General features: G+C 65.9%; 2 protein-coding genes and 1 pseudogene. 1 reads left to right on the plus strand and 2 read right to left on the minus strand.

Features of this window, described 5'->3' with window-relative positions; all coding sequences use genetic code 11:
* Positions 1-123 (plus strand): annotated as a pseudogene (locus Q8Q77_RS04090) (IS110 family transposase); the annotation flags it as partial.
* A gap of 57 nt (positions 124-180) precedes the next feature.
* Here Q8Q77_RS04090 and Q8Q77_RS04095 read toward each other — a convergent pair.
* Complete coding sequence (locus Q8Q77_RS04095; protein ID WP_305581448.1) at positions 181-474, minus strand: hypothetical protein; 294 nt, start codon at positions 472-474, stop codon at positions 181-183.
* Positions 475-697: 223 nt separating this feature from the next.
* Positions 698-2,738, minus strand: a 2,041-nt coding sequence (uvrB, locus tag Q8Q77_RS04100; protein WP_305581450.1) for an excinuclease ABC subunit UvrB, incomplete at its 5' end; no start/stop codon positions are given.

Here is a 2,738-nt window from a genome sequence, read left to right on the forward strand (position 1 = left end):
CAGCGCTTGGTCCAGGCCGGAAAGCCCACAAAGCTCGCCCTCACCGCCTGCATGCGACGGCTCCTCGTCACCCTCAACGCCATGATCCGCGACAACACAGACTGGAGACATGCGCCAGCCTAACTACGGTTGCTCCCCCAATACACGCTCCGCGCTGAGGGAGGATCTAGGAACGAGCCGTCAGTTCCGGGACGCGATGGCCTCGATGGCCTGGACCTTGTGCTCGCAGTCCTCGGCCAGCCGGCGGGCGATGTCGCGCACCCCGGCGGGATAGGCCTCGCCGCCGTCGGCGATCTCGGCCGAGACGCGCTCGACCTCGATCAGGGCGGCTTCCAGGCTGCGGATGTGCTCGCGGGCTAGATGCTTGGCCTCGGCCTGCAGGCGGCGGATGCGCTCGGAGAGGTCGTTGAGCTTCGGTGCGGTCTTGGATTCGGCGGCCGAGTTGTCGGCCACGACTGAAAGAGGAGGCGACATATGTCTATCCCCGAGGCGTGCCTGAGGTCCCCCATGGACCGCTTCGACTTGGGACGCCCTTTGAAGTGCCTACGCTTGAGGTGGGTGCGAAGTTCCGTCCCCGCCAGCCGAGGCGTGGCGTTAAGCACGACTATTCGCCGGGTGTGGAATTTGGGTGACAGGCAATGGCGGAGCTTCGCGCGTTTAGGTGGAGCGAAGGTCCGACATTGGGCGAGCAATCCCCCTACAGCTTCCCCTTCCGGAACCGCTCCTGCGCCTCCGCCCGAGCCTCCGCCTTAACCCGCTTCACCGCCCCGCGATCCACCTCTTCCCCAGGCGCGGTCAGCACGTCGTTGGCGAACTCCAGGTCCAGCATCTTCAACCGCTTGATCTCGTCGCGCAGCCGCGCGGCGGTCTCGAATTCCAGGTCGGCGGCGGCCTGGCGCATCTTGGCTTCGAGGTCGCGCAGGGTGGCCTTGAAGTTGTCGCCGAGGAACGGCTTGGAGTCCTCCGCCACCCCGGCGCTGACCAAGGGGCGGTCACGCTCGTAGCCGCTCGCCAGGATCTCCTTGATGGAGCTCTTGATGCTCTCGGGCGTGATGTTGTGCTCGAGGTTGTAGATTTCCTGCTTTTCCCGGCGGCGGCTGGTCTCGGCCATGGCGCGTTCCATGGAGCCCGTGATGCGGTCGGCATAGAGGATCACCTGGCCGTCGACGTTGCGCGCGGCGCGGCCGATGGTCTGAATCAGGCTGGTCTCGGAGCGTAGGAAGCCCTCCTTGTCGGCGTCGAGGATGGCCACCAGGCCGCATTCGGGGATGTCGAGGCCCTCGCGCAGCAGGTTGATCCCCACCAGGGCGTCGAACGCGCCCAGGCGCAGGTCGCGGATGATCTCGATCCGCTCCATGGTGTCGATGTCGGAGTGCATGTAGCGGACGCGCAGGCCCTGCTCGTGCATGTACTCGGTGAGGTCCTCGGCCATCTTCTTGGTCAGGACGGTGATCAGGCTGCGATAGCCCTTTGCCGTGGTCTGGCGGACCATGTCGATGACGTCGTCCACCTGGCTGAAGCCGCCGGTGGTCACCGGGCGCACCTCCACCGGGGGGTCGATCAGGCCGGTGGGGCGGATCACCTGCTCGGCGAAGACCCCGCCGGTGCGCTCCATCTCCCAATTGCCGGGCGTGGCCGAGACGTGGACGGTCGCCGGGCGCATGGCGTCCCACTCCTCGAATTTGAGCGGGCGGTTGTCGAGGCAGGAGGGAAGGCGGAAGCCGTATTCGGCGAGGGTGAACTTGCGGCGGTAGTCGCCGCGGTACATGCCGCCGATCTGGGGCACCGACTGGTGGCTCTCGTCGACGAACAGCAGACCGTTCTCGGGGATGTATTCGAAAAAGGTCGGCGGCGGTTCGCCCGTGCGGCGGCCCGACAGGTAGCGGCTGTAGTTCTCGATGCCGGCGCAGGAGCCGGTGGCCTGGATCATCTCGATGTCGAAATTGGTCCGCTGCTCCAGGCGCTGGGCCTCCAAGAGCTTGCCGTTGGCCACCAGCCAGTCGAGGCGCTCCTTCAACTCCGCCTTGATGGCGATGACCGCCTGGTTGAGGGTCGGGCGCGGGGTGACGTGGTGGCTGTTGGCGTAGATCTTTACCCCCTCCAGGTCGGCGGTCTTCTTGCCGGTCAAGGGGTCGAACTCGGTGACGGTCTCGATCTCGTCGCCGAACAGGCTGATGCGCCAGGCGCGGTCCTCGTAGTGGGCCGGGAAGATCTCGAGGGTGTCGCCTCGGCGGCGGAACGATCCGCGCTCGAAGGCCGCGTCGTTGCGCTTGTACTGCAGGGCCACCAGGTCGCCCATCAGCCGCTTCTCGTCGATCCGCTGGCCGGGCTCGAGCGTCATGGTCATGGCTGTATAGGTCTCGACCGAGCCGATGCCGTAGATGCAGGAGACGCTGGCCACGACGATCACATCGTCGCGCTCGAGGATCGCCCGGGTCGCCGAGTGGCGCATCCGGTCGATCTGCTCGTTAATCGAGCTGTCCTTCTCGATGTAGGTGTCGGTCCGGGGGACGTAGGCCTCGGGCTGGTAGTAGTCGTAATAGGAGACGAAGAACTCCACCGCGTTCTCGGGGAAGAAGCTCTTCATCTCGGAATAAAGCTGGGCGGCCAGGGTCTTGTTGGGCGCCAGGATCAGGGCCGGGCGCTGGGTCTGCTCGATGACCTTGGCCATGGTGAAGGTCTTGCCGGAACCGGTGACCCCCAGCAGCACCTGGTCGTGCTCCTTGCCCTCCAGCCCC

This window comes from Phenylobacterium sp., assembly GCF_030698145.1.
In the GTDB taxonomy this organism is placed as follows: Bacteria; Pseudomonadota; Alphaproteobacteria; order Caulobacterales; family Caulobacteraceae; genus Phenylobacterium.

Excerpts from the sequence above, each read along its gene's own strand:
- Q8Q77_RS04095 (WP_305581448.1), bottom strand. The coding sequence starts at position 474 with ATGTCGCCTCCTCTTTCAGTCGTGGCCGACAACTCGGCCGCCGAATCC.